Origin of the sequence: Halobacterium sp. KA-6, from assembly GCF_021029015.1 — an archaeon.
GTDB lineage: Archaea > Halobacteriota > Halobacteria > Halobacteriales > Halobacteriaceae > Halobacterium.
The window spans coordinates 149,302-168,215 of the sequence record NZ_JAJJZH010000002.1 but is presented as its reverse complement, the minus strand read 5'-3'; the positions used below and the strand labels follow the sequence as shown (position 1 = coordinate 168,215).

22 protein-coding genes are annotated in these 18,914 nt (G+C 68.3%); 14 read left to right on the top strand and 8 right to left on the bottom strand.

Translation table 11 applies throughout. From position 1 onward, the window contains the following. Positions 1 to 11: 11 nt before the first annotated feature. The gene (gene arcD / locus LPA46_RS05870) at positions 12 to 1,463 is read right to left on the bottom strand and encodes an arginine/ornithine antiporter ArcD (RefSeq protein WP_230888117.1); all 1,452 of its coding nucleotides are present in this window, start codon (positions 1,461 to 1,463) and stop codon (positions 12 to 14) included. Between the two features lie 143 nt (positions 1,464 to 1,606). On the opposite strand from arcD, the gene LPA46_RS05865 reads away from it, so the two are divergent. Both LPA46_RS05865 and LPA46_RS05860 read left to right on the top strand, forming a co-directional pair. Next, positions 1,607 to 2,533, top strand: a complete 927-nt coding sequence (locus LPA46_RS05865) for a branched-chain amino acid transaminase (RefSeq protein ID WP_230891802.1) — start codon at positions 1,607 to 1,609, stop codon at positions 2,531 to 2,533. Between the two features lie 114 nt (positions 2,534 to 2,647). After that, the gene (locus tag LPA46_RS05860) at positions 2,648 to 2,842 is read left to right on the top strand and encodes a hypothetical protein (RefSeq protein ID WP_230888115.1); all 195 of its coding nucleotides are present in this window, start codon (positions 2,648 to 2,650) and stop codon (positions 2,840 to 2,842) included. Positions 2,843 to 2,876: 34 nt separating this feature from the next. On the opposite strand, the gene LPA46_RS05855 is transcribed toward LPA46_RS05860, so the two are convergent. Continuing rightward, positions 2,877 to 3,479 carry a DUF502 domain-containing protein gene (locus tag LPA46_RS05855; RefSeq protein WP_230888114.1) on the bottom strand — a complete coding sequence of 201 codons (603 nt, stop codon included), beginning with the start codon at positions 3,477 to 3,479 and terminating at the stop codon, positions 2,877 to 2,879. Between the two features lie 48 nt (positions 3,480 to 3,527). Further along, positions 3,528 to 4,367 (bottom strand): proline dehydrogenase family protein, encoded by an 840-nt coding sequence (locus LPA46_RS05850; protein WP_230891801.1) that lies wholly within the window; start codon positions 4,365 to 4,367, stop codon positions 3,528 to 3,530. A gap of 90 nt (positions 4,368 to 4,457) precedes the next feature. On the opposite strand from LPA46_RS05850, the gene LPA46_RS05845 reads away from it, so the two are divergent. From LPA46_RS05845 to LPA46_RS05815, 7 genes are all read left to right on the top strand, one after another. Then, positions 4,458 to 5,003, top strand: a complete 546-nt coding sequence (locus LPA46_RS05845) for a CDP-2,3-bis-(O-geranylgeranyl)-sn-glycerol synthase (protein ID WP_230888112.1) — start codon at positions 4,458 to 4,460, stop codon at positions 5,001 to 5,003. 237 nt (positions 5,004 to 5,240) lie between these two features. Further along, complete coding sequence (pyrE, locus tag LPA46_RS05840; RefSeq protein ID WP_230892063.1) at positions 5,241 to 5,768, top strand: orotate phosphoribosyltransferase; 528 nt, start codon at positions 5,241 to 5,243, stop codon at positions 5,766 to 5,768. Positions 5,769 to 5,865: 97 nt separating this feature from the next. Next, a complete protein-coding gene (locus LPA46_RS05835; RefSeq protein WP_230888111.1) occupies positions 5,866 to 6,579 on the top strand; it encodes a phosphoribosyltransferase family protein in 714 nt (237 codons plus the stop codon). Between the two features lie 160 nt (positions 6,580 to 6,739). Continuing rightward, positions 6,740 to 8,128 carry an NCS2 family permease gene (locus LPA46_RS05830; protein WP_230892062.1) on the top strand — a complete coding sequence of 463 codons (1,389 nt, stop codon included), beginning with the start codon at positions 6,740 to 6,742 and terminating at the stop codon, positions 8,126 to 8,128. A 54-nt stretch (positions 8,129 to 8,182) separates the two neighbouring features. Next, the gene (locus LPA46_RS05825; RefSeq protein WP_230888110.1) at positions 8,183 to 8,428 is read left to right on the top strand and encodes a glutaredoxin family protein; all 246 of its coding nucleotides are present in this window, start codon (positions 8,183 to 8,185) and stop codon (positions 8,426 to 8,428) included. A gap of 70 nt (positions 8,429 to 8,498) precedes the next feature. Then, positions 8,499 to 8,867 (top strand): STAS/SEC14 domain-containing protein, encoded by a 369-nt coding sequence (locus tag LPA46_RS05820; protein ID WP_230888109.1) that lies wholly within the window; start codon positions 8,499 to 8,501, stop codon positions 8,865 to 8,867. Positions 8,868 to 8,913: 46 nt separating this feature from the next. Next, entirely contained in the window at positions 8,914 to 9,099 is a 186-nt protein-coding gene (locus tag LPA46_RS05815) for a hypothetical protein (RefSeq protein WP_230891800.1), read from the top strand. A gap of 9 nt (positions 9,100 to 9,108) precedes the next feature. Here LPA46_RS05815 and LPA46_RS05810 read toward each other — a convergent pair whose 3' ends face one another. After that, positions 9,109 to 10,071, bottom strand: a complete 963-nt coding sequence (locus LPA46_RS05810) for a transcriptional regulator (RefSeq protein WP_230888107.1) — start codon at positions 10,069 to 10,071, stop codon at positions 9,109 to 9,111. Between the two features lie 141 nt (positions 10,072 to 10,212). On the opposite strand from LPA46_RS05810, the gene LPA46_RS05805 reads away from it, so the two are divergent. Next, a complete protein-coding gene (locus LPA46_RS05805) occupies positions 10,213 to 11,475 on the top strand; it encodes a tRNA(Ile)(2)-agmatinylcytidine synthase (RefSeq protein WP_230892061.1) in 1,263 nt (420 codons plus the stop codon). Between the two features lie 92 nt (positions 11,476 to 11,567). Beyond that, the gene (locus LPA46_RS05800; RefSeq protein ID WP_230888105.1) at positions 11,568 to 11,783 is read left to right on the top strand and encodes a DUF7511 domain-containing protein; all 216 of its coding nucleotides are present in this window, start codon (positions 11,568 to 11,570) and stop codon (positions 11,781 to 11,783) included. 2 nt (positions 11,784 to 11,785) lie between these two features. On the opposite strand, the gene LPA46_RS05795 is transcribed toward LPA46_RS05800, so the two are convergent. After that, positions 11,786 to 12,859, bottom strand: coding sequence for a pyridoxal-phosphate dependent enzyme (locus LPA46_RS05795; RefSeq protein WP_230888104.1), 1,074 nt, complete (start codon positions 12,857 to 12,859; stop codon positions 11,786 to 11,788). A 198-nt stretch (positions 12,860 to 13,057) separates the two neighbouring features. After that, a complete protein-coding gene (locus tag LPA46_RS05790) occupies positions 13,058 to 14,014 on the bottom strand; it encodes a succinylglutamate desuccinylase/aspartoacylase family protein (protein WP_230888103.1) in 957 nt (318 codons plus the stop codon). An 85-nt stretch (positions 14,015 to 14,099) separates the two neighbouring features. Between LPA46_RS05790 and LPA46_RS05785 the strand changes: the two genes are divergently transcribed. Both LPA46_RS05785 and LPA46_RS05780 read left to right on the top strand, forming a co-directional pair. Then, a complete protein-coding gene (locus LPA46_RS05785; protein ID WP_230888102.1) occupies positions 14,100 to 14,387 on the top strand; it encodes a DUF7536 family protein in 288 nt (95 codons plus the stop codon). A gap of 50 nt (positions 14,388 to 14,437) precedes the next feature. Then, the gene (locus LPA46_RS05780) at positions 14,438 to 15,031 is read left to right on the top strand and encodes a hypothetical protein (RefSeq protein WP_230891799.1); all 594 of its coding nucleotides are present in this window, start codon (positions 14,438 to 14,440) and stop codon (positions 15,029 to 15,031) included. A gap of 1 nt (position 15,032) precedes the next feature. On the opposite strand, the gene LPA46_RS05775 is transcribed toward LPA46_RS05780, so the two are convergent. Then, the gene (locus LPA46_RS05775) at positions 15,033 to 16,226 is read right to left on the bottom strand and encodes a potassium channel family protein (RefSeq protein WP_230891798.1); all 1,194 of its coding nucleotides are present in this window, start codon (positions 16,224 to 16,226) and stop codon (positions 15,033 to 15,035) included. A 184-nt stretch (positions 16,227 to 16,410) separates the two neighbouring features. Here LPA46_RS05775 and citZ point away from each other — a divergent pair, with 184 nt between their 5' ends. After that, entirely contained in the window at positions 16,411 to 17,547 is a 1,137-nt protein-coding gene (gene citZ, locus LPA46_RS05770) for a citrate synthase (protein WP_230891797.1), read from the top strand. A 27-nt stretch (positions 17,548 to 17,574) separates the two neighbouring features. Here citZ and LPA46_RS05765 read toward each other — a convergent pair whose 3' ends face one another. Continuing rightward, positions 17,575 to 18,876: an MATE family efflux transporter gene (locus tag LPA46_RS05765; RefSeq protein ID WP_269069619.1), complete on the bottom strand. Its 1,302-nt coding sequence runs from the start codon at positions 18,874 to 18,876 to the stop codon at positions 17,575 to 17,577. Positions 18,877 to 18,914 lie beyond the last annotated feature (38 nt).

Genomic DNA, 18,914 nt, shown 5'->3' with positions numbered 1-18,914 from the left:
CGAGGTTCTTCTCAGTCGTCCGTCGCGGGCGCAGCGTCGGCCGGCTTCGGCTGTTGCGTGTAGCCGTGACCGGTCAGCGCCATCACGAACAGCACGACTGGCGAGAGGATGCCGAAGAAGTAGAACGGCACCCACCACCACGAGATAGCGCCCGGCGCGCTGTAGAGCGCGCTCGTCATGAAGACGGCGCCGGCGTGCCACGGGAAGAACGGCCCGGTCGGTGTGCCGGCGGCCTCGACGGCTCGCGAGAGGTCCGTCTCGGGGAGGTCGTACTCCTCGTAGAGGTTCCGGAGGCTGAGCCCCGGGACGACGATGCTCATGTACTGCTGGGCGGAGAAGGCGTTGGTCACGATGGCGGCGAGGCCGGTACCGGCGACCAGCGAGCCCGGCGACCAGACGGCGGTCGTGAGGTGGTGGGCGAGCGTCGCGAGCACGCCCGTGCCCTCGAGCAGGCCGCCGAGGGCGAGCGCGGCGACGACCACGGCGATGGTCCACGCCGAGCCCGAGATGCCGCCGGCGGTCAGGAGGCTGTTGACGAGGTCGCTGCCGGTGGCGGGGTTGGTGCCGTTGAGGAAGATGTTCCACGCGGCGGTGAAGCTCGCACCCTGCGCGACGATGGTGGTGAGCGCGCCCGCAAAGATGCCCGCAATCAGCGAGGGGAGCGGCGGGTAGCCGCGGAGCGCGAGCCCGAATGTCACCACGAGCGGCAGGAACACGAGCGGGCCGAGCGCGTACGAGTCCGCGAGCGGTCCGCTGATTGCGGCGATGTCGGCGCTCCCGCCCTCGATGAAGTACACGCCGAGGACGGCGTACGCGACCACGGAGAGCCCGAACGCGATGGCGGTGCCGTTCCGCATCGCCTTGATGTGGTCGTAGAGGTCGGCGTTCGTGACGGCGGCGGCGAGGTTCGTGGTGTCAGAGAGGGGGCTCTGCTTGTCGCCAGCGTACGCGCCGGAGACGATGGCACCCGCGGTCATCGCCAGCGGGACGCCGAGCCCTTCGCCGATGCCGACGAACGCGACGCCGAGCGTCCCGACGGTCGTCCACGAGGAGCCGATTGCGAACGCCACGATGGCCGCGAGGACGGCGGTCACGGGCAGGAAGACGATTGGCGTGAGCGTGCCGAGGCCGTAGTACATCAGTCCCGGGATGGTGCCGGCGCTAATCCACGTAGCGATGAGCCCGTAGATGACGAACAGGATGAGAATCGCCTGCAGGCCCATGCGGAGGCCGGAGGCGGCGGCGTCGTAGACGCCGTCCCAGTCGTAGCCGAGCTGGTAGCGCGCGAACAGTCCCGTGAAGGCGATACTCCAGAGGAGGGGAGCGTGTGGCGCGAGGCCGAGGTAGCCGGAGCCGACGCCGAGAGCGACGACGACGGCGAGAATCGGCACGAGCGCCTCGCCGAGGCTCGGGCGGCGAGCCTCGTCGATGTCCTCGTACGTGAGGGGTGCGTAATCGCTCATCGAACGCTTGTAATTCTCTTCGGTAATTAAGCGTCTCGGTTGAATTATCCTCGGACATTCGCGCCGGTTTTCGAACTCACCGGCAACGACTGCCCGTAGCCGGCACTCGTGGTTTTATGATACGGCGCGCCGTCCCCGGACGTATGAGCGGATTCGACGACATGGACGTCGACACCATCTGGATGAACGGCGACTTCGTGGACTGGGAGGACGCCACGACCCACGTGCTCACGCACGCGCTGCACTACGGTAGCGGCGTCTTCGAGGGCGTCCGCGCGTACGACACCGACAACGGCCCCGCGTTGTTCCGGTGGGAGGAACACCTCGACCGCCTGTTCGCGTCCGCGAAGCCCTACGACCTCGACATCGACTTCACGCGCGAGGAGCTCACCGAGGCGACCGTGGAACTGCTCGACCGCCAGGACCTCGCGTCGTGTTACGTCCGCCCCATCGCGTACTTCGGCTACGACTCACTGGGCGTCTCCCCGAAGGACTGCCCGACCGACGTCGCCGTCGCCGCGTGGCCGTGGGGAACGTACCTCGGCGAGGAAGCGCTCGAAGAGGGCGTCGAAGTGATGGTCTCCTCGTGGCGCAAGCACGCCTCCAGCCAGATTCCGACCAACGCCAAGACCACCGGCCTCTACGTCAACTCCATGCTCGCCGGCGAGGAAGCCCGCCGCAACGGCTTCACGGAAGCCATCGTCCTCAACAAGGAGGGCAACGTCGCGGAAGGCCCCGGCGAGAACCTCTTCCTCGTGCGCGACGGTGAGATTTTCACGCCCGGGCTCTCCGAGAGCATCCTCGACGGCATCACCCGCGACACCGTCATCACGCTCGCGGAGGAACGCGGCTACACCGTCCACGACAACGTCTCCATCTCGCGGGGCGAACTCCACACCGCTGACGAACTGTTCTTCACCGGCTCCGCCGCGGAAGTCACCCCCATCCGGCAGGTCGACAACGTCGAAATCGGCTCCGGGACTCGCGGCCCCGTCACCGAGGAACTCCAGCAGGCGTTCTTCGACGTCGTCGAGACCGGCGACCGCGAGGAGTGGTTCCACTACGTCTAAACGCCGCGTAGCCCCCTCCCGACGACGCCGGCACGAACTGTTACCCGATTAATCAAAACGAACAGCGTAGTCAAAACCCTCACATCGTATGCCCGTGAGGATTCACTGAGACGTGTGCACGGCCCGGCGGACCAAGTCGTCTGTAGTAACTGCAACGACGAGAGCAACGCCGCCACGGAGCACTCGCTGCGGTTCGACCGCGCCGGCGGCGAGCGCCGCGACGTGACGGTCTACCTCTGTGACACCTGTGCGACCGACATTCTCGCGGTCGGCTGGATAGAACACCGGCAGCAGGCGGCGGACGACTGACTCGCGCTACCCCACGCCACCAGCGACGGCCTGTCTACTCCTGTTCGTCCTTGTCGTCGGTGAACGGCTCCGGGACGTCACGCTCGTTCTCCCCGAACCCCGCCGAGAGCACCCGCGTCAGGGCGTCCTCCGTGGACTCCTCGACCTCGATGATGTCCTCGGGTTCCAGCTCCATCACGAACCCCGAGGTGATGTTCGGCGCGGTCGGCATGAACACCACCTCGCGGCCGTCGTTGGTAGTCTTCCCCGTCTTGAACGCGGTGAGGCGCATCCCCTCCCACGGTTCAACCTTCACGGGCTTCTGGAATTCGTCGGCGCCGCCCGACAGCACCGTCTCGACGGCCATCTTCGAGGCGTTGTAGACGATGCGCAGCCCCGGTAGCCGGTTAATGAGGTCGTCCAGCACCTCCTCCGCGAACGTGCCGAGCGCGGTCCGCATCAGGTACCCCACGGAGAACACCAGCAACACGAAGATGACGACCGTCAGGCTGACCGCCACGACGGGGTCGTCGACGTTCGTCGCCAGCAGCGAAAATCGCGCGATGAGCGAGAACAGCCAGTAGAGAACGTACAGCGTGACCAGAATCGGTGCGAGCACGATGAGCCCGCTCGCGAAGTCCCGCTTCCACGAGGTCATACCGGATTCCACTGAGCGCCGACGTATAGGGATTTCGAGACGACCGCCCTACCGCCCCAGAACCGCCCGCAGCGCGAACAACAGGTTCTCCTTGCGCTCCATCGCGCGCCGGTAGAAGTACGAGAACCACTTGTCGCCGTACGGCACGTACTGGTAGACCGTGACGCCGTCGGCCGCGAGGTCGACCTGCGCGTCGTCGCGCACGCCCATCAGCATCTGGACCTCGTAGTCGGTGCCGTACTCGTCGTGGAGGTCGCGGGCGTGCGCTATCATCTCCGGGTCGTGGCTGCCCACCGCGACGCCGCCCTCGAACTCCCGGAACATGTACTCTAGGTAGTCGCGGTACGCCTGGTTCACGCGCTCCTTGCGCTTGTACGCAATCGACTTCGGCTCGTCGTACGCGCCCTTCACGATTCGGACTTTACCGGGAAGGTCTGCGAGACGTTCGAGGTCGTCCTCGGTGCGCTTGAGGTTCGCCTGAATGCAGACACCGACGCCGCCCCCGTACTCGGTGGTGAGGTCCTCGTAGGCGTCCAGCGTGGCGTCCGTCGTCTCGTGGTCCTCCATGTCCACCCACGTGAACACGTCGTGCTCGTCGGCTACCGCGACGATGCCCGCGAGGTTCTCGGCGAACACGTCCTCGCCGACGTCCAGCCCGATTTGGGAGGGCTTCACCGAGATACAGGCGTCCACCCCGCTCTTCGAGACGTCGCGCACGAGGTTCTCGTACGCCGCGGCGTCCTCGTCCGCGGGCGGCTGCTCCGCGTAGTGCTCGCCCAGGAGGTTCAGGATGGCGGCGACGCCGCGAGCGTTCAGCGACTCGGCGTGCTCGATGGCCTCCGCGGGCGTCTCACCCGCGACGAAGTTGCTCGCGATGGGCGGTAGCATACCCGAATCTGCGGCGTCACGACCCTTAAACGACGCGCCTCCCCCGCTCGAACCCGCGGGTTTTTCCGCCGGCCGCGTCCACCCCCACGCATGGGTCTCGTAGCGACGGTCGCGACTGCGGTCTGGGTGATGCTGCCCGCGTACGTGCCGAACAACGCCGCGGTGCTGGCGGGCGGCGGCCGCCCCATCGACGGCGGCCGCACGTGGGGCGGCAAGCGCGTGCTCGGCGACGGGAAGACGTGGCGCGGCACCGCCATCGGCGTGCTCGCCGGCGTCGCGCTCGCGTTCGTCCTGAACACTGTCGAACCAGCCGCCAGCGACGCACTCGGCGTCACACTCCCCTCGTTCCCGCCCGCAGCGATGGTCGCGCTCCCCGCCGGCGCGATGCTCGGCGACATCCTCGCCTCCTTCCTCAAACGTCGCACCGGCCGCGAACGCGGCGCCGCCTTCCCCCTCCTCGACCAACTCGACTTCGTCGTCGTCGCGCTCGCACTCGCCGCCGTCGCCGCCCCCGCCTGGTTCGACGCCATCTTCACCCTCGACGTCGTCGTCGCCATCCTCGTCCTCACGCCGCTGCTCCACGTCGTCACCAACGGCATCGCCTATCTGCTCGGTCTGAAGAACGAGCCCTGGTAGCACTTTTTGCTGCGCTCACGCGCCTGCGGCGCGTTCGCTGGCAAAAACTTGCGGAAAAAGCACTCCTCCTTCGGTCCGCTTCGCGTCCCTCAGTCGTCGGCCTCCGCTCCCTCACTTCTTTCAGTCGCAGAGTGAACCACTTCGTTCGGGTCTTTCAGACCGCTCGCTCGCGGATGCTCCACCACATTCGTCTCGGCTCGGTAATCGCACCCCTTTTGGTCGGGTGGCCCGCCAACTCTGGTAATGACCGACGACCTCGTTCAACTGCTCCGCGACGCGGACGCCGTCAAATTCGGGGAGTTCGAACTCTCCCACGGTGGCACGTCCGAGTACTACGTGGACAAGTACCTCTTCGAGACCGACCCCGACTGCCTGCGCGCCATCGCCGAAGCATTCGCCGAGCGCCTCGACGCGGACGCGAAACTCGGCGGCGTCGCGCTCGGCGGCGTCCCGCTGGCGGCCGCGACGGCCGTCGAAGCCGACGTGCCGTACGTCATCGCGCGCAAGCAAGCGAAAGAGTACGGCACCGGCAACCGCATCGAGGGCCGCCTCGAAGACGGCGAGGAAGTCGTCGTCGTGGAGGACATCGCGACGACCGGCCAGTCCGCCGTCGACGCCGTGGAGGCGCTCCACGACGCGGGTGCGGAAGTCGATCGCGCGCTGCTCGTTGTGGACCGCGAGGAAGGTGGCCGCGAACTGCTCGCCGAACACGGCGTCGAGATGGAGGCGCTCGTGACGGCCAGCGACCTGCTGGACGCCGAGTAGTTCGGGCCGCTTCGCCGCCCGAGATGGGCGCGTTTGTGATTTCTTCGCACGCCGACAGTTCCGGGATATTCAAGTTTGTGGAAACGTGTGTATCCCTATGAACCGAGCAGAGAAGGCCGCCCTCCAGTTGCGGGCGGTCGACGTGCTGCGCACGCTGAAGGAGACCCGGACGTACGACGAACTCTCCGAGGAGACCGGGCTCCCCGCGGGCGACCTCAACCGCTACGTCAACGGTCACGTCCTCCCGAGCGCCGAGCGCGCCCGGGAAGTCGTCGAAGACGCCGGTGCTGGCCTCCTGCGCGAGGAACTGGAAGCCCGCGTCCGCCTCGACGACGAGGGTTACGTCGACAACTCCGGCGTCGTCTTCGACCAGTCGTTCCTCGACCTGGTCGCGCCGGTCGCCGCCGAGACGTTCGACTTCGAGCGCCCCGACGTCGTGCTCACCGCCGCCACCGACGGCATCACGCTCGCGGCGTCGCTGGCCTCCTACTACGGCGCTCGCTGCGCGTACGCCAAGAAGTCCAAGGAGACCGCCGTCGAGGAGTTCATCGAGGCCCGCAAGCGCTTCGCGTCGGGCATCGAACTGACCTACTACCTCCCCGCGTCGGCCATCGACAGCGGCGAGACCGTGCTCGTCGTCGACGACCTCATCCGGTCGGGCGAGACCCAGGAGATTCTGCTGGACATCGCCGGCGCCGCGGACGCCGACGTCACCGGCGTGTTCACGCTCATCGCGGTCGGCGACGACGGCGTCGAACGCGCTCGCGAACTCACGGACGCCCCCGTCGGCGCGCTCGCCGAACTCGAATAACCTTCCGACCACGACGCCGCTCCCAACCCGTCGCAGCCCCCGATTCTAGACACGACCGTGCATCTTCTGGACGATTCTTCATCGTCGACAGACACGAACTACCAACGTGCATAACAACGCTTAAGCGGGCGGTGTAGTTATGCCCGAACGTGCATCGTTAATGGGGCTCGCTGACTACTTCGCACTCGACGAACACGACACGGACGTCCGAACGGAAGTGCTCGCGGGCGTGACGACATTCTTCGCGATGTCGTACATCGTCCTCGTCAACCCCGCGACGCTCGGCCAAGCAATCTCCATCCCGGGGTACACCGGCGACCAGGTCCAGCAGATGCTGGCGGTCGTCACCATCATCTCGGCGTTCGTCGCGACGACGGTGATGGCGCTGTACGCCAACCGGCCGTTCGCGCAAGCGCCCGGCCTCGGGCTCAACGCCTTCTTCGCGTACACCGTCGTCATCGGGCTCGGCATCCCGTGGCAGGTCGCGCTCGCCGCGGTGTTCGTCGAAGGCATCATCTTCATCCTGCTGACCGCCGCCGGCGCGCGCAAAGCCATCATCCGCGCGTTCCCCGAACCCGTCAAACTCGCGGTCGGCGCGGGTATCGGCGGCTTCCTCGCGCTCATCGGCCTCCAGGAGATGGGCGTCGTCGCCGCCGACCAGGCGACGATGGTCACGCTCGGCCAAATCGCGACCGACCCCGCCGCCACGCTCGCCATCGCCGGGTTGTTCTTCACGCTCGCGCTGTACGCACGCGGCGTCCCCGGCTCCATCGTCGTCGGCATCCTCGGCACGACGGTCGCCGCCTACGTCATCGAGTGGGCGGGCGTCGTCGCGCCGGGCACGCTCACGACGACCATCACCGGCGCACAGTACGACATCACGCCGCTCGCGGGCGCGTTCCTCGACGGGCTCGTCGGCGCTCCCGCGGAGGGCATCGACATGTTCGCGTTCGCGCTCATCGTGTTCACGTTCTTCTTCGTGGACTTCTTCGACACCGCCGGCACGCTCGTCGGCGTCGGGCAGGTCGCGGGGTTCCTCGACAAGGACGGCAACCTCCCGGACATCGACAAGCCGCTGATGGCGGACGCAATCGGCACCACTATCGGTAGCATGCTCGGCACGTCCACGGTCACCACGTACATCGAGTCCGCGACGGGCGTCGAGGAGGGCGGCCGCACCGGTCTCACCGCACTCGTCGTCGCAGTCCTGTTCCTCGCGAGCCTCGCCGTCGTCCCGCTGGCGGCCATCGTCCCCCTCTACGCCAGCCACATCGCGCTCGTCGTCGTCGGCGTCATCATGCTCGCGAACGTCACCGACGTCGCGTGGGACGACATGACGTACGCGATTCCCGCCGGCCTCACCGTGTTCATGATGCCGTTCACGTACAACATCGGCTACGGTATCGCCGCCGGCATCGTCTCTTACCCGGTCGTGAAAGTCGCGGTCGGCGAGTACGACGAGGTCTCCGCGGGCCAGTGGCTGCTCGCGCTCGCGTTCGTCGTCTACTTCTACGTCCGCACCAGCGGCACGCTCGCCGCCGCGGTCTGAGCGCCGCCCGCCGCATCCACGGCTTCTTTGCGTCGCCGCCCCGTACGCTCGGGTGTGACACTCGAACTGTACAAGCTGCCAGGCTGCCCGTACTGCGCGAAAGTCGAGACCAAACTCGACGAACTCGGCCTCGACTACGTCGAACACGAGGTCCCGAGTTCCCACAGCCAGCGCGACGAAGTCGAAGAAGTCAGCGGCCAGACCGGCGTCCCCGTGCTCGTCGACACCGACCACGGCATCGAGGGGCTGCCGGAGTCGGACGACATCGTGGAGTACCTAGAAGAGACGTACGGGGCGTAGCGGAGTTTTCCTAGGTTTCTGGTAGTCGCTGCCAGAAGCGACTTGCTGCGGGCGTACGCAGTCGCCGACGATGTACGAGAAACTCGACCGGAGTGGTGGGCGAGTCGTCGGCTACCAGGTCCGCGACGAACTCTCAGAGGAGGACGTCGAGGCGATGCTCCAGGACATCGAGGAGACCATCCACGAGGAGGGGTCGGCGCGGGTGTTGGTGTACATGCCGACCGTGCCGGTGCCGGACCTCGACGCACTCGACGAGGACATCGGCTTCTGGCTACACCACGGCGACGACCTCGAGAAGTACGCCGTCGTCGGTGACAATAGACTCCTAGAGTGGGTGACGGACCTCGAAGACCGCGTCACCGACGTTGACCTCGAGTACTTCGGTGCGGCTGACCTCGACGACGCGTGGGAGTGGCTACGCGAGGACGAGACGGCCTGAGAACCGTGCGAAGGGTGAAGCGGGAGTCGAGCGTAACGTCCACACGATGACCGAGCCCGAGATTCCGACCGACGACCCCGAGACGCGCCACGACCCCTCCAGCGTGGGGCTGCTGTCGGTTCTAGGGCTGCTCGGCTTCGTCGCGCTCGTCTACGCGTGGACAGAGAGCTTCCTTCTCACCGTCTCGCTCACCGCCGTGTGCGGCGTCCTCGGCTACTGGTCGCTTCGATAAAAGTCGCCGTCAGGCTTCAGACTGCGCGCCGCGGTCGGCGAGCAGGTCGCGGAATTCGTCGGAGTCCTCCACGTCTTCGAGTTCCTTGCGTTCGACGATAGCGGTGTCGTCGACGGACTCCCGGGACGCCTCGTCGACGACGTAGACGGCGCGGGTGTGCGTAATCGCGCCGAGCGAACTCATGATGCGGGCGCGCTTGACGGCGGCGTCCGTGAACGACGAGTGCCCCGTCAGCATGCGGTCCGCACCGGACGCGTCCTCGCTGACGGCCTTGAACGGCGCGCGGTCCGTCGGGTGGACTTCGAAGCCGACGCGCGCGAGCACGGAGAGCACGGGCACGTCCTCGGGGTCGGCTTCGGGGTCCTCCGGGGTGGGTTCGGCGTCCCGGACCTCCTCCGCGCCGTCCATCACGGAGACGGGCGAGGTGAGGTCGCCGCCGAAGAGGTCCTCGAGTTCCATCGCGACCTCGATGCTGGCGTTCATGCCGTCCTCGTACTTCGAGACGGTGCGCCGGGAGACGCCGAGCTGGTTGGCGAGCTGGCCGAGGCTCAAGTCCTCGTTCTGACGGCGGTCCGCGAGCACGTCGCCGTCGATGTTCACGTAGAGGCCGCCCGGGGCCGCGTAGATGAGCGGCGGGACGCCCTCCACGAAGAAGTCCATCGCGGTGTCGGGGCTGAGCACGGGGACGCCGTGGCGGAAGTAGACGACGCCTGGCTTCAATTCCTCGTCGCGGGTGCGGAGGCCGATGACCATCGGGGTGGCGTCGAGGTAGGTGCCGAGCCGCCGCATCTCCGCGCCAGTCGGCGCGTCGAAGGCGTCGATGTTACCGAGAATCTTCACGAGGATGACGTCGTTCTCGCGGCGGGCGGCCACGTCGAAGCTCTTGGGCCGCGTCGCACACCGGTCGCTCACCGTGAACCCCGCGTCCGCGAGCATGGCGGTGACGTTCTCGATGAGTACCGACCGTGACATACACGAGTGTAAGCCGTCGGCGACATATATGCGTTGTGCCGATACGGCGGCGCTGCCCCGCGGTTTCGGTCATTCGGCCGCCACTATCTTCGGGCCGTGGACCGGAAGCGCGAAAAGCGCGCGGGCACTAGCCGGGAGGCGATGACGGTCGTCGCCCTCGACGACACGGACTCCCGCGAGCGCGGGATGTGCACGACGTACGCCGCCCACCTGGTCGCCGAGCGGCTGCGCGACCGCGGCGCGAGCGTCGAGCGCGTGCTCCTCGTGCGCCTGAACCCCGCCGTCGAGTACAAGACGCGCGGGAACGCCGCGCTCGCCATCCACACCGACGTCGACCCCAGAGTGGGGCTGGCGGTCGCCGAGGAAGTCGTCGGCGAGGTCGCCGAGGTCGACGACCCACGAACGAACCCGGGCGTGGTGGTCGCGCCCGAGGCCGACGCCCCCGAACCAATCGCCGACTTCGCCGAACGCGCGATGCGCGAACACCTCGACCCCGGCGAAGCGCAGTCGCTGGCGGCCGCCCACGGTTACGAGACCGCGCAGTGGGAGAACGGCCGCGGCGTCGTCGGCGCACTCGCTGCCGTGGGCGCGTGGACGGCATTCGACGACTGGACCTGCGAGCGCATCGACTACCGTGCACCCGACCGCTGGGGGACCGAGCGCGACGTCGACGCCGAGAGCGTGTTCGCCGCCGCGGACGACGCCTACCCCGACGCGTGGGACACCGTCGACCGCGAGGAGGCCGAGCTGGTCTGCGTGCCGCACACGCCCGGCCCCATCCTCTACGGCATCCGCGGCGACGACGCCGAGACCGTCGCCGAAGTCGCGAACTCCGTGGAGAGCGAGCCAGTCCACGCCAGCGAACTGTTCGTCACGAACCAAGGGACGGACGCCCACCTCCGCGCGGTCGACCTCGCCGACCTCGAAGACGGCCGCGCGTACTGTACGGACGCGACGGTCGTCGGGGAGCCCGCGACGCGGCGCGGCGGGCACGTCTTCGCCCCCGTTGAGGACGACGGTGTTCGCGTGGAGTGCGCGGCGTTCGAGCCGACCAAGCGGTTCCGCGACCGCGTGCGGGCGCTCCGGCCGGGCGACCGCGTCACGGTCTGTGGCGAGGTCAGCGACGGCACGCTCAAACTGGAGAAGTTCGCGGTCCGCGACCTCGACGAGACGGAGTCGGTGACGCCACAGTGCCCGGACTGCGAGACGTCGATGGAGAGCGCGGGCGCGAACCAGGGCTACCGCTGCCGGGACTGCGGGACATCCGCGCCCGGGAAAGTCGAGCAATCCGTCGACCGCGACCTCGACGTCGGCTGGTACGAGGTGCCGCCGTGCGCGCGCCGCCACGTCGCCAAACCACTGATTCGTGGCGACTGGGACGCTCCTATCCATCCCGAGCGGTAGCCGGCGTGCCGACGAGTAAATCGCTTTCGCTGGTTGTCACACTCTCACAGGCAGCCACAACGCTTTATTCTAGCACGTCCTAAACTGTAACCATGCGCCCGGACCGCCGTACCCCTGACGAGGTTGGCGTCGCCAGCGAGACGACCGACAGCGAGGCCGCTGCGGGACGACTCGCCGCGCACGTCGAAGTGCAGGACGGCGAGCGGGCGTGCACGCTGTTCCCCGCGAACGCCGACGGCGACGAACTCGTCACGACGTGGGTGACCGCCGAGGACGACGCGTTCGTCTCCCTCGCCAACTGGCGGTAGGCCTACTTCTTCAGTCCGCTGCCCGTCAGCGCGACGACCACGTCGGCGTCCGCGTCGAGGACGCCGCGCTCGCGGTACGCTTCTAAGCCGGCGACGCCGACGGCGCTCGTCGGCTCCACGTAGAAGCCGCGCTCGTGGAGCGCGTCCAGTGCGTCCTCGGTCACTTCGGCGTCGCACGCGATGGCGTCACCGTCGGTCGCGTCGATGGCGTCTAGAATCTGCCCCTTCCGCGCGGGCTCCCGAATCTGGATGCCGTCCGCGACGTCGTTCGTACCTGCCTCTTCCGAGCCGTGGAGTTCTTCGACGATTGGCGCGACGCCCATCGCCTGCACGCCGAGCAGCCGCGGCACCGACTCTGTCCACCCTGCCGCCTCGAGCGCAGAGAACCCGCGGTACGCGCCGATGAACAGCGTGCCGTGACCGAGCGGGAGCACCACCGTGTCCGGGACGGTCCAGTCGCGTTGCGCCGCGAGTTCGAGCGCGAACGTCGACGTCCCCGCGTAGAACGCCGGATTCCACGCGTGGCTCGCGTACCACGCATCCCCGCCCACGGCTTCCTGAATACAGGCATCAGTCACGTCCTGCCGGCTCCCCTCGATTCGGACTGCCGTCGCGCCCGCCGCCTCGATGGCGTCGAGTTTCGACTGCTTGACTGACGCGGGCACGTAGATGTCGGCGTCGATGCCGGCGCGCGCGGCGTACTGCGCGATGGCCGCACCTGCATTCCCCGACGAGTCCTCCACGATTCGTTCGACGCCCAACTCCGCTGCACGCGACAGCGTCAGCGCCGCACCGCGGTCCTTGTAGCTCCCCGACGGGAACACGTAGTCCAGTTTGAACTGCGCGTCCCACTCCGGCGCATCGGCCAGTGGCGTCCAGCCTTCACCGAGTGTCACCTCCGCCCCGATTGGGAGGAACTCGTCGAACGCCCACAGCCCCTCGCGGGGGTCGACGTCCGGCTCGTCGCTGTCCGGCAGCGGCTGCTCAGCGAAGTCTAGCGCGTGCCCGCACTCGCAGCGCCACGGCTCCTCGGGTCCGGACTCGTAGGTTCGACCGCAGGAACGGCATTCGAGCATACTCCCGAGAACGAGGACGGGCTACCTGAGCGTGGCGATGAACGAGCATTCGCGCGGCTCCGCTGCGCGATTCACTCCGCGACCGAGCATAGCGAGGGAGCGGAGGCCGACGAACCCCCGGAGGGGGTGAGGAGTGCTTTTTCCCAAGTTTTTGCAAGCGACGGCGCGCGTAGCGCGCCGAGCGCTGGAAAAAGTGGGTTAGAAAGAATCCACGTCCGTTCCGACCGAACAGACGTACTCGCCGGTGGCGACCTGTGGGAGGCGACGGCTTCGCCAGAAGATACCGTGGTTGTCGGCGGTGACGGTGGCTTTGAGCGTGCCGAAGACGTCGGTGACTTCGAAGAGGGTGTCGCCGGCGCGGACGTCGTCGCCGAGGTCCTGTTTGTACTCGACGATGCCGCCGACGGGGGAGCCGTAGCGGTCGAAGTCCTTCGCGCGGGTCTGGCGTTCGGTCTCGACGTCGCCGTCGAGGAGGCCGTAGTAGCGGAGGACGTTGAAGACGCCGTCGACGCCGTACTGGATCGATTCCTCGTCGAAGCCGACCGCGCCGCCGAGTTCGGGGTCGACGGTGGGGATGCCTTCGGAGGGGCCGGCACGTGCGAGTTGGCCTTCGGGGCCTTTCTGGTCGAGGACGTGCCCGCAGCCGAACGCCTTCGCGAGTTCGAGGCAGTCGCTGTGGAGGCGGTGGTGGCGGCCGCAGCGCACGCGCACCTCGTTAATCATGCGGGAGGTCGAGCCCTGGTGGAGGTCGAGGATGAGGTCGGCGTCCTCGGCGGCGGAGAACGTGGCGTGTGCGATGCGCTCGGAGGAGGAGCCGTTCGCGCTGCCGGGGTACGCACGGTTGAGTTTCGTGTCGTCGATGGGGTTGCGGTGTTCGGCGACCTGGAACGCGTGGAAGTTCGTGATGCCGACGACGCGCACTTCGCCCGCGAGCTCCGCGGGGTCGAGTTGGGGGACGACGCGGCGGAGCACGCCGACGCCGTTCAGTTCGTCGCCGTCGCTGGCTGCCTGCAGGTAGAGGGTTTTGCCGTCGCGTTCGCCGTTCACGACCGCGACCGGGAGGCCGACTGCGGTGCCGTCCCGCATCTCACCCACGGTGAGCCGACCGGTGTCGAACTCCCCGGGGTCCGCGGACGCCGTGCCGAGCGTAGTCATTACAGTAATCCCACGCACGCGTGGCCTTGAGCGGTTCGGTCCCGGAATCGGCGACGTTTTCACGTGCCACAGCCAACCCCCGTGTATGTCCGAGCGGTCCGAGCAGTCCGCCGACGCGGCGTCCGACCGCCCCGGCGTCGACAACTTCGTGCGCGCGCTCGGCGTCGTGACGCAGGCGAAACGCGGGTTCGCGGTCGGCCTGCTGGTCGCCGTCGCGACGTACTACTTCTTCGTCGTGGCGTCGGGCGGGTCGCCGTACTCGACGCCGTACCTGGTCGCGCTGGCCGCTGTGCTCGCGTTCACGGTCGGCTTGCTCGCGACGTTCGCCTTCACCGCCGGCGCTGCCTACCGGCTCTACCGCCGACTAGAGTAGTTGGTTCGCCGAAGAAAACCTCTTGTCGGCGGGTCTGTTTCGTTTCGAAGATGGCTGAGGACTTCCCGACCCGGCTCGCCGCGTACACGGGCGACGACGCGGACGACGGGAAGGGACTCCCGTCGGCGTCCGCCGTCGTCGCTGGCGTGCTCGCGCCGCTGCGCGGGGCGGACAAGTCGCCGGGCGGGAAGCGCTTCGAGGTCGCCGAGACCAGCCACGCCGACAAACGCTACGCGTTCACGTGCCCGGTCGAACTCGCGGGCACCGACTGCACGGCCCGGCTCGTCGTCCATCGCGAGGACGGTTACGTCTACGCCCGGCACGGCGTCCACCCACCAGAGAGCGGCGGGCTCCTGTCTCGCGTCCGGGGCGGCAAGTCCGGGTACGACGCGCTCGGCGTCGGTTCTGACTCGGTCGCTCGGCTCGCGAAACGACGCCGGAAGGTCGTCGCCAACGGCGTCGACGCGCGCGTCGCCACGCCACGCGTCACCGACGAGCCCGTGGGCTTCGAGTTGCGCTTCGAGACCACAGACACCGCGGTGCTCTCCGTGACCGGCTACGCGGACGGCCGCGACTACCTCTCCGTGCCGCTGCCGGACCTCGCGCTCCGCGCGGTCGCGGCCGAGCGCGACGTATTGGACTGACTCACGCCGACGCGAGGTCGCGGAGCCGGTCGGCGCTCGCGCGCGTCCCCTTCGCCAACAGCACGTCGCCGGCCGTGACTTCCGTCTCGGGGCCGGGCTGGACGACCCACTCGTCAGTCTCGGCGTCCGGCCGCCGCACCGCGATGACGCGCATCCCGGTCTCGGTTGCGACCTCCTTCCCGCCGAGCGTGGCGCCGTCGAGCGCGCTCCCCGCTTCGACGGTCTCCCGGACGATGACCTCGTCGGACTCCTCGACGGCTTCCTGGACGACGACGTGCGTGTCAAGCCCGCGGAGGACCCCCTCGCTTATTTCGACCGCGGCGTCGCTGATGACCTCCGTCGCGGTGGCGATGTGGACGAGCCCGCGCAGCGACACCGGGTCCTCGACGCGGCTGGCCGCCCGCAGCGTCCACGCCTCGAAGCGGGACTTCAGCGCGTCTACTTCGGCTTCCAGTTCGACGACCTCCGCCGCGAGGTCCGTCGAGTCGAAGAGGACGGCGCCGTACGCGAGGTCGACGGAGAGTTCGCTCATGTTCTTCATCGTCACCACGGAGTCGACGGCGCGCCCGAGGTCGTCGATGCTCGGTTCGGGGACCGCAGGCGGCTCGTAGGACTCGCCCGTCGCCGTCTCGTAGACGCCGCCGATGCGGTCCTCCGGCCCGCGGAGCAACAGCACGTCGCCCGCCACTAGTTCCGTGTCGCGGTCCGGGTTCAGCAGCCAGTCGCCGCCGCGCCGAATCGCGAGCACGCGCACCCCGGTCTCGGTCTCCAGATTCACGTCCAGCAGCGTGCGGCCGGCGTACGCGGAGTCGACCGTCAACTCCGCACGCTCCAGCGACTCGACGGCTTCGGGGAGCGCCGCGCGAATCGCGTCGGGCACGCGGATGTCTTCGAGGACGACCTTCGCGATGTCCCCGGCCGCGTCGCTAATCTTCTCCGCCGCGCCGACGACGCCCAGGACGGGCGCGAGCGTCTCCGCGTCCTCGGGGTTGCGCGCCGCCATCAGGAGGCTCATGCGTGCGCGCAACTGGAGGACGTCCATGCGCTCTTCGAGTTTGAGGACTTCCGCCGCCACGTCGTCGCTGCCGTGCAGCACCGCCGAGTAGGAGAGGTCGATGAGGAGTTCGGCGGTGTCTTTCATCTCCGCGAGGAGGTCTTTTACGCTCGCGGGCTCGTACTCGACGCGGCCGCTCATGCCCCCGGATTCGCCCCCGCCCCCGAAAAACGTTCGCGTCAGTCGGGGCGCTCGCGGCGACCGCCAAAATCGTGTTAGTTGTTCACACGAAGCGCTCGGTAATCGTTCTCTCGCGCAATATTTTCGTAGACGACCGTGAAGGAAACCGACACACATTAGGTAGAACCGTCAAGAACCCACGCACATGGCCGACGAACTCAAGAAGGGTTTGGAAGGTGTGCTCGTCGCGGAGTCCGAGTTGAGCTACATCGACGGCGACGAGGGCAAACTCGTCTACCGCGGGTACACCATCGAGGACCTCGCGCGCGGCGCGAGCTACGAGGAAGTCCTCTACCTGCTCTGGCACGGCCGCCTCCCCGACCGGGAGGAACTCGAAGCGTTCAGCGAGGAGATGACCACCCACCGCGAGCTCGACGACGACGTGCTCGACCTCGTCGCGGACCTCGCGGCCGCCGACGAGGACCCGATGGCGGCGCTGCGCACGGCAGTCTCGGAGCTGTCGGCGTTCGACCCGGACGCCGACGCCGACCCCACCGACCGCGAGGCGAACCTCCGGAAGGGCAAGCGCATCACCGCCAAGATTCCGACCATCGTCGCGGCGTTCACGCGCCTGCGCGAGGGCGACGACCCCGTCGCGCCCCGGGACGACCTCGACCACGCGGCGAACTTCCTCTACATGCTGAACGACGAGGAGCCCGACGACGTGCTCGCGGACGTCTTCGACCAGGCGCTCGTGCTCCACGCCGACCACGGGCTGAACGCGTCGACGTTCTCCTCGATGGTCACGTCCAGCACGCTCGCGGACCTCCACTCCGCGATTACGTCGGCCGTCGGCACGCTCGGCGGTAGCCTCCACGGCGGCGCGAACGCGAACGTCATGCGCATGCTCCAGACCATCGACGAGTCCGAGAAGGAGCCCGTCGAGTGGGTCGAGGACGCCCTCGAGAACGGCGAGCGCGTCGCCGGGTTCGGTCACCGCGTCTACAACGTCAAGGACCCGCGCGCGAAGATTCTCGGCGAGCGCAGCGAGGAACTCGGCGAGGCCGCCGGCGACACGAAGTGGTACGAGATGAGCGTCGCCATCGAGGAGTACGTCAAAGAGGAGAAGGGCCTCGCGCCGAACGTCGACTTCTACTCCGCCTCGACGTACTACCAGATGGGCATCCCCGTCGACATCTACACGCCCATCTTCGCGATGTCCCGCGCCGGCGGCTGGATTGCCCACGTGCTCGAACAGTACGAGGACAACCGCCTCATCCGCCCGCGCTCGCGGTACGTCGGCGAGGAAGACCAGGAGTTCGTGCCGCTCGACGAGCGGTAGGCTCAGTCGCGCCGTAACGACTTCTTTCTACGCGTCGCTCCGTTCCGCCATCATCGACGCCGCGCGACTCGCCCAGCCGCCGTAGTGGAAGCCGGCGGCGACGACGGCAGCCATCCAGACGTTCGAGAGCGCGATGCCCCAGTACGCCGCAAGCGGGCCGTAGTCGAGCGTGTGACCGACGAGCCACGAGAAGCCGACGAGGAAGCCGACCATCCCGGTGGCGCGCGCGACGAACGGGACGCGGGTCTCGCTGGCGCCCTGGAGCGCGCCCGAGAGCCCGACGAACGCCGCGAGGAACGGCGCGCTCAGGCCGTACGCGCGGGCGAACCAGACGCCGTGGCGGATTGTCTCGGGTTCGTCGGCGAGTAGCGAGACCAGCGGCCGGGCGTAGTACGAGAGGAGGAGGCCGACAGCACCGACCGTGAGCACGCCGAGCGCGGCGACCGCCCAGCCGTCGAAGCGCGCGGTGTCGGGGTCGCCTTCGCCGAGCGCCTGGCCGACGACGACGTTCGCCGCGACGTTGTAGCCGCGGGAGAGCGGGCCGGTGACCTGCTGGTAGACGCGGCGGCCGATTTGGAACGCGGCGTTGACGTTCGTCCCGAAGGAGAGCAGCAGGGCGTTGAACGGGAACTCCGCGAGCGCGGAGACGGTCCCCTCCGCGATTTTCGGGAGGCTAACCGCGAACAGCTGTTTCGTGATGATTCGAGAGCGCGGGCGCGCGAAGCCGGCGGCGGTGTACGAGGACGCGATGGCGACGGTGAGCGCGACGGCGGTGAAGGTGTTCGCGGCGGCGGTGGCGGCGCCGACGCCGACGACGCCGAGTTCGGGGAGGCCGAAGTAGCCCAGGCCGAGGCCGACGCTGCCGGCGACGTTGCCGAGGTTGGAGACGGCGTTGACGTACATCGGCGTGCGCGTGTCGCCGGTCCCTTGCAGGGCACGGGCGGCGATGAGCGCGACGTGGCGTGCGGGCGCGGTGAGGAGGATGACAGCAAGGTAGGTGCTTCCGAGCGTGACGACGTTCGGTGCAGCGCCGAGCAGGCGGATGGCGGCCGGGCCGAACAGCACGCCGAACGCGGCGAACGGAACGCCCGCGAGCGCGCCGACGAGGACGGCCTGCGTGATGGCCTCGTCGCGGGTGACGGTGGCGTCGCGGCCGGTGTCCTGACTGGAGAGGCTGATGGCACCGCCGCCCAAGCCGAGGCCGACGCGCAGCGGGAAGCGCGCGTAGAGGTCCGCGATGCCGACGGCGACGACGGCAGCCGGCGAGATGGCGGCGGTGACGACGACGTCGACGGTCCGCATCAGCGTGCGGAGCGTCTGCTCGGTCATCACGGGCCACGCGAGCGCGAAGACGCGCCGCCACACCG